Annotated in this window: 6 protein-coding genes and 1 pseudogene; 4 read left to right on the top strand and 3 right to left on the bottom strand. The window is 66.9% G+C overall.

All coding sequences use genetic code 11. The features are described from left to right. A pseudogene (locus tag ACN4F8_RS06445) lies at nt 1-517 on the top strand (polyhydroxyalkanoate depolymerase); the annotation flags it as partial. Between the two features lie 61 nt (nt 518-578). Here ACN4F8_RS06445 and ACN4F8_RS06440 read toward each other — a convergent pair. Further along, the gene (locus ACN4F8_RS06440; protein WP_300654479.1) at nt 579-1,046 is read right to left on the bottom strand and encodes a CBS domain-containing protein; all 468 of its coding nucleotides are present in this window, start codon (nt 1,044-1,046) and stop codon (nt 579-581) included. A gap of 131 nt (nt 1,047-1,177) precedes the next feature. Between ACN4F8_RS06440 and ACN4F8_RS06435 the strand changes: the two genes are divergently transcribed. Together ACN4F8_RS06435 and ACN4F8_RS06430 are read left to right on the top strand one after the other, a co-directional pair. Then, nucleotides 1,178-2,488, top strand: coding sequence for an O-acetylhomoserine aminocarboxypropyltransferase (locus tag ACN4F8_RS06435; RefSeq protein ID WP_419472793.1), 1,311 nt, complete (start codon nt 1,178-1,180; stop codon nt 2,486-2,488). A gap of 2 nt (nt 2,489-2,490) precedes the next feature. After that, entirely contained in the window at nt 2,491-3,309 is an 819-nt protein-coding gene (locus ACN4F8_RS06430) for an alpha/beta fold hydrolase (RefSeq protein WP_419472792.1), read from the top strand. Nucleotides 3,310-3,312: 3 nt separating this feature from the next. On the opposite strand, the gene ACN4F8_RS06425 is transcribed toward ACN4F8_RS06430, so the two are convergent. Next, nucleotides 3,313-3,546: a hypothetical protein gene (locus ACN4F8_RS06425; protein WP_419472791.1), complete on the bottom strand. Its 234-nt coding sequence runs from the start codon at nt 3,544-3,546 to the stop codon at nt 3,313-3,315. Nucleotides 3,547-3,621: 75 nt separating this feature from the next. Between ACN4F8_RS06425 and ACN4F8_RS06420 the strand changes: the two genes are divergently transcribed. Continuing rightward, nucleotides 3,622-4,905: a cytochrome P450 gene (locus ACN4F8_RS06420; RefSeq protein WP_419472790.1), complete on the top strand. Its 1,284-nt coding sequence runs from the start codon at nt 3,622-3,624 to the stop codon at nt 4,903-4,905. Nucleotides 4,906-4,912: 7 nt separating this feature from the next. Here ACN4F8_RS06420 and ACN4F8_RS06415 read toward each other — a convergent pair whose 3' ends face one another. Continuing rightward, complete coding sequence (locus ACN4F8_RS06415; RefSeq protein WP_419472789.1) at nt 4,913-6,199, bottom strand: YihY family inner membrane protein; 1,287 nt, start codon at nt 6,197-6,199, stop codon at nt 4,913-4,915. Nucleotides 6,200-6,217: the final 18 nt, after the last annotated feature.

Raw genomic sequence — 6,217 nt, 5'->3', positions numbered from 1 at the left:
GCCGCTGCCACACGCCGGTTTCATGCGCCGCGTCTACCCCGGCTTCATCCAGCTCTCGGCCTTCATGGCCATGAACCCGGAGCGCCACAAGCAGTCGTTTCGCAACATCTACGACCACCTGGAAAACGGCCGCACCGAAGAGGCGCAGGTGATCCAGGACTTTTACGAGGAATACCTCGCGGTCAACGACCTGCCGGCCGAGTTCTACCTGGAGACGGTGGCCAAGGTGTTCCAGACCTACGACCTGCCGCGCGGTGAGCTCACCTGGAACGGCCGCAAGGTCAACCCGGCCGCCATCCGGCGCACCGCGCTCATGACGGTGGAAGGCGAGCGCGACGACATCTGCGCCGTGGGCCAGACGGTGGCCGCGCAAGATCTGTGCAGCAGCGTGCGCCCCTACCTCAAGACGCACCATGTGCAGACCGGGGTGGGCCACTACGGGGTGTTCAGCGGACGGCGCTGGAACCAGCAGATTTATCCCCGCGTGCGCGACATGATCCACAGCACGATGGGCTGACCCCTTCGGTCCATGAGAAACGCCCCGACATGCGGGGCGTTTCTCATGGGGTCTGTGCGGGTCAGCGGGCCGGGGCGGCGGGCTGCGCTTCGTCTTCGGCCGGCCAGTCGCGGATGTAGGCCTTGAGCATCTGGTTCTCGAAGTTCTGGCTGTCCACCACGGCCTTGGCCACGTCGTAGAAGCTGATCACGCCCATCAGCATCTTGTTGTCCATCACCGGCATGTAGCGGGTGTGCCGCTCCAGCATCATGGGGCGCACCTGCTCCAGCTCGGTCTCGGGCGTGCAGCTCATGGGGTGGTCGTCCATCACGGTGCGCACCGTCTTCTCGCCGAGCGCGCCGCCGTTGCGCGCCAGGGTGTGGATGATCTCGCGGAAGGTCAGCATGCCGACCAGCTCACCGTGGTCCATCACCGCCAGCGAACCAATGTCGAACTGCGACATGGTCTCCACCGCGCGCTGCAGGGTTTCCAGGGGGTGGGTGGTGTAGAGCGTGCCGCCCTTGACGCGAAGGATGTCGCTGACTTTCATGACGGGTCTCCTGTTTTCGGTGGTGTCTCCAGCAGGGCTGGCGAGTCTGCAATATACCCCCACAATACCGCTCAAAACCAGTGCGCGCCAGCCCTTGGCGACACAGCACGGCACCCCGAGGAGACCCACCCATGTCCGGCTATTCAGACCCAGGCTTCGACACGCTCGCACTCCACGCGGGCGCGTCGCCCGACCCCGCCACCGGCGCGCGCGCCGTGCCGATCCACCTCACCACCTCCTTCGTCTTCGAATCGAGCGACCACGCGGCGGCCCTGTTCAACCTGGAGCGCGCTGGCCACGTGTACAGCCGCATCAGCAACCCGACCAACGCGGTGTTCGAGCAGCGCATGGCCGCGCTCGAAGGCGGCATTGGTGCCATTGCCACCGCCAGCGGCCAGGCCGCGCTGCACCTGAGCGTGGCCACGCTCATGGGCGCGGGTTCGCACATCGTCGCCAGCACCGCGCTCTACGGTGGCAGCCAGAACCTGCTGCACTACACGATGCGCCGCTTCGGCATCGAGACCACGTTTGTGAAGCCGGGCGACATCGACGGCTGGCGCACCGCCGTGCGGCCCAACACCAAACTGTTCTTCGGCGAAACCGTGGGCAACCCCGGCCTGGACGTGCTGGACATCCCCACCGTGTCGCAGATCGCGCACGAGGCCGGTGTGCCGCTGCTGGTGGATTCGACCTTGACCACGCCCTACCTCATCAAACCCTTCGAACTGGGCGCCGACTTGGTCTACCACTCGGCCACCAAATTTTTGAGTGGCCACGGCACCGTGATCGGCGGCGTGGTGGTGGACGCCGGCAGCTTCGACTGGGAAAAATCGGGTCGCTTCCCCGAGCTCACCGAGGCTTACGCGGGCTTTCACAACATGGTGTTCAGCGAAGAGAGCACCGTGGGCGCCTTCCTGCTGCGCGCACGCCGCGAGGGCCTGCGCGATTTCGGCGCCTGCCTCTCGCCGCACAGCGCGTGGCTCATCCTGCAGGGCATTGAAACGCTCTCGCTGCGCATGGACCGCCACATGGGCAACACCGAAAAGGTGGTGCAGTTCCTGGCCAGCCACCCGCTGGTGGGCCGCGTGGGCCACCCGCTGCTGGAGAGCCACCCCAGCCACGCGCTGGCGGGCAAGCTGCTGCGCTTCGGCGCCAGGGGCGCGGGCTCGGTGTTCAGCTTCGACATCAAAGGCAGCCGCGAGCAGGGCAAGGCCTTCATCGAAGCGCTCAAGATCTTCAGCCACCTGGCCAACGTGGGCGACTGCCGCTCGCTGGTGATCCACCCCGCCAGCACCACGCACTTCCGCATGAGCGACGAAGCGCTGGCCGCCGGTGGCATTGGTCCGGGCACGATCCGCCTGTCCATCGGTCTGGAGGATGCCGACGACCTGATCGACGATTTGAAGCGCGCGCTCAAAGCGGCCGAGAAAGCTGGAGCCTGATCATGTACTTGCAAGTCAACGGCGCCAACACCTACTGCTACACCGGCGGCAAGCCCTTCGACGCCGCCAAACCCACCGTGGTTTTCGTCCACGGTGTGCTTTACGACCACAGCGTGTGGATCCTGCAAAGCCGCTACCTCGCCCACCACGGCTGGAACGTGCTCGCGGTGGACCTGCCCGGCCACTGCAAAAGCGAGGGCGAGGCGCCCGCGTCGGTGGAGGACGGTGCCGGTTTTGTGGCCGCGCTGCTCGACGCAGCGGGCGTGCACAAGGCCGCGCTGGTCGGCCACAGCTGGGGTTCGCTGATTGCACTTGAAGCGGCCGGGCGCCTGAAAGACCGGGTGAGCCACCTGGTGCTGGTGGGGGTGGCCTACCCCATGAAGGTGTCTCCCGCGCTGCTCGAAGCCTCTCTCAACGAGCCCGAAAAAGGCATGAAGATGATCAACGTGTTCTCGCGCAGCACGTTGGCAGCGCCGCCGTCGGCGCTCGGCCCCGGCACTTGGGTGTACGGCTCAAGCCTGGCGCTGAACCGCCGGGTTCTGCACAGCAATACAAAGGCCAATGTGTTCCACCGCGGTTTTGTGGCCTGCGACAGCTACGCCGGCGGCGAGGCAGCCATGGCACAGATCACCTGTCCGGTGCTTTTTGTGCTGGGCGGGCAGGACCAGATGACGCAACCCAAAGCCGCGCAAGGGTTGATCGCTGCGGCGAAGGCTGGGGGCCATCGCGTGTCGGTCACCAGCGTGCCGGCGGGTCACTACCAGATGACCGAAGCGCCCGAGGAAACACTGGTGGCGATGCGCAGCTTTCTGGCCACCTGAGCCTCATTTCACGCACTGCAGCTGGCTGGAGTCTTTGCTGGAGGCGGGTGGCACGGTGATCACGCACGACATGGCACCGCACATGCAGTGCACCACGCTGGCGCCACCGGTGATCACCAGCGTGGGCGCGGAACACTGGCAGGCCGGTGCCGACATGACACTCTGCGCCACTGCCGGCGCGGCCTGGAACAAGAGCGCCAGCGCCAACGCGAAAAGTCGAACAATGCAGGCATTCATGAAGTTCTCCTTGAGTCGCCAACGCCATCATCAGCGCCGCCCAGCATGCTACGCCGCTGCCAACCTGTTTTGACCATGACCGACGACATCACGCCCTGGATGGCACCCGACCGCGCCCACGAGATCGCCCGGTCCTTCGACCTTCGTGCGCTCACGCCCGACTTTCTGGCCAACCCCTACCCGGTCTACGCCGCGCTGCGCGAACACGAGCCGGTGCGCCGCATGCCCGACGGCTCGGTGTTCCTCACGCGCTGCGCCGATTTGATGGCGGTGTACCGCGACGCGCAGGCCTTCAGCTCCGACAAGCACGTCGAGTTCGCGCCCAAGTACGGCGTGGGCTCCGCGCTGTTCGAGCACCACACCACCAGCCTGGTGTTCAACGACCCACCGCTGCACACGCGTGTGCGCCGCCTCATCATGGGTGCGCTCACGCGCCGCGCGATCGCCGACATGGAGCCGGGGCTGATCGCCCTGGTCGACTCGCTGCTGGACGACCTGGCCGGGCGGGGTGGTGGTGACTTGATCGAAGACTTCGCCTCGGCCATTCCGGTGGAGATCATCGGCAACCTGCTCGATGTGCCGCACGAAGACCGCGGCCCGCTGCGCGACTGGTCGCTCGCCATCCTGGGCGCACTGGAGCCCACGCTCACACCGCAACAACTGGCCCTGGGCAACCAGGCCGTGACCGACATGCTGGCCTACCTGCGCACGCTGGTGGTGCAACGCCGCCAGCACCCCGGCGACCCGGAGCGCGACGTGCTCACACGCTTGATCCTGGGCGAGGCCGGGGGCGAACAGCTGAGCGAAGTGGAGTTGCTGCAGAACTGCATCTTCCTGCTCAACGCCGGCCACGAGACCACCACCAACCTGATCGGCAACGGTTTGATCACGCTGCAGGAACACCCGCAGGCCCGCCAGTTTCTGCACACCGCGCTGAAGCAAACCGCAGGCGATGCAGCAGCGCAAGAGGCGGTGCTCACCCGCGCGGTCGATGAATTCCTGCGCTTCGAATCGTCGAACCAGCTCGGCAACCGCCGCGCATTGAAAGACACCCAGGTGGGCGGTGTGGCGCTGCCCGCCGGCACGCTGGTGACGCTGTGCATCGGCGCGGCCAACCGCGACCCGGCGCAGTTCCCGGACCCCGAGGCGCTCAACCTCGCGCGCGAGAACAACAAGCACCTGGCCTTCGGCTTCGGCATCCACCAGTGCGCGGGCCTGAGCCTGGCGCGGCTGGAGGGCCGCATTGCCATCGGCCGCTTCTTGCAGCGCTTCCCCGATTTCAGGTTGACCGAGGCGCCCTTGCGTGGTGGCCGGGCGCGCTTTCGCGGATTCCTGCGCGCGCCGTTTGCAGTGACCTGAGCGCGCTTCAGCCCGAGGCGACCGAGGGGCCTTCCGCCATCTCCTGCGCCACCGGAGGCAAAGGCGTGGACGCCAGCGCCTGGGCCAGCGTGAGCCCGGCCCAGCGGCTCTCCGACCAGAAGCGGGTGGTGTTGGGCTGGCGCGCCAGCAGCAGGCGCTCCACCATCGGCGCCATGGGCGTGCTGGACGGGTCGACCAGCAGCACATAGCGCTCACCGTCTTCGTCCAGTCGGCCCAGCCAGTCCAGCGCCACCAGCGTGGCCACGGGCTCTTCCAGCTGCAGCGCGTCCACCCGCAGCACCTGGGCCAGGGCCTCCAGGCTCAGGCCCTTGGGCGCCGTGTCGCGCGCGGTGTGCAGTTGCTCCAGCACCTCCAGCGCCAGTTGAAAACTCCAGCCCGGCGTGTCGCCGCGCCGCGCAATGCCCGAGAGCAGGCTGGGCAGATAGGCCGCCACCACCGCGCCCAGCAACAAGATCACCCAGGCCACGTAAAACCACACCAGCAGGATCGGCACGGTGGCAAAGGTGCCGTAGACCACCGAATACGTGGGCACCTGCGCGAGGTACCAGGCCAGCAGCTTCTTGGCCAGCTCCAGCCCGGTGGCCACGAAGATGCTGCCGATGAGCGCATGGCTCCAGCGCACCCGCGTGTTGGGCACATAGCGGTACAGCGCGGCAATGCCGCCGGTGAGCAACGCGAACTGGATCGTCTCCAGCAACAAGCGCACACCGCCCGGCACACCCGACACCACGCCGCGCGAGGCGGTGACGGCATAGGTGGTCACGGTCAGGCTGCCGGCCAGCAGCAGCGGCCCCAGCGTGAGCACCGCCCAGTACACCAACACGCGCTGGGTGAACGAGCGCGGCTGGCGCACGCGCCAGATGTCGTTGAGCTTGCGGTCGATGGTGAGGATCAGCGCCAGCGCGGTGACCAGCAACACCAGTGCACCCGCCCAGCCGATCTGCCCGGCCTTGCCGGCGAACTGGTTGAGGTAACTGAACACCTGCTTGGCGATGTCGGGCGGCACCAGACTCTGCACCAGCCAGCGTTGCAGCGTGACCTGCAGCCGGTCGAACATGGGGAACGCGCTGAAGATGGCCAGGGCCACGGTGAACAGCGGCACCAGCGAGATGGTGGTGGTGAAGGTGAGGCTGCTGGCGGTGATGCCCAGGCGGTCTTCGCGGAAGCGTTCGCGCAGGGTGATGGCGGTGTTGGCCCAGGGGAAAGTCAGGGCGTCGCGCCACAGGGCGCGAGCGAGGGTTTCCAAGGCACGCGCTCTCTCTTTGAAGGTCATCCCGGTATCATGCCACCT

This window comes from Hydrogenophaga sp. (genome assembly GCF_048549895.1).
In the GTDB taxonomy this organism is placed as follows: domain Bacteria; phylum Pseudomonadota; class Gammaproteobacteria; order Burkholderiales; family Burkholderiaceae_C; genus Hydrogenophaga.
Note: the sequence above shows the minus strand (reverse complement) of the source record. Positions and strands in the feature narration are given on the sequence as shown.

Excerpts from the sequence above, each read along its gene's own strand:
- ACN4F8_RS06420 (WP_419472790.1), top strand. The coding sequence starts at position 3,622 with ATGACCGACGACATCACGCCCTGGATGGCACCCGACCGCGCCCACGAG.
- ACN4F8_RS06425 (WP_419472791.1), bottom strand. The coding sequence starts at position 3,546 with ATGAATGCCTGCATTGTTCGACTTTTCGCGTTGGCGCTGGCGCTCTTG.
- ACN4F8_RS06430 (WP_419472792.1), top strand. The coding sequence starts at position 2,491 with ATGTACTTGCAAGTCAACGGCGCCAACACCTACTGCTACACCGGCGGC.
- ACN4F8_RS06435 (WP_419472793.1), top strand. The coding sequence starts at position 1,178 with ATGTCCGGCTATTCAGACCCAGGCTTCGACACGCTCGCACTCCACGCG.
- ACN4F8_RS06415 (WP_419472789.1), bottom strand. The coding sequence starts at position 6,199 with ATGACCTTCAAAGAGAGAGCGCGTGCCTTGGAAACCCTCGCTCGCGCC.
- ACN4F8_RS06440 (WP_300654479.1), bottom strand. The coding sequence starts at position 1,046 with ATGAAAGTCAGCGACATCCTTCGCGTCAAGGGCGGCACGCTCTACACC.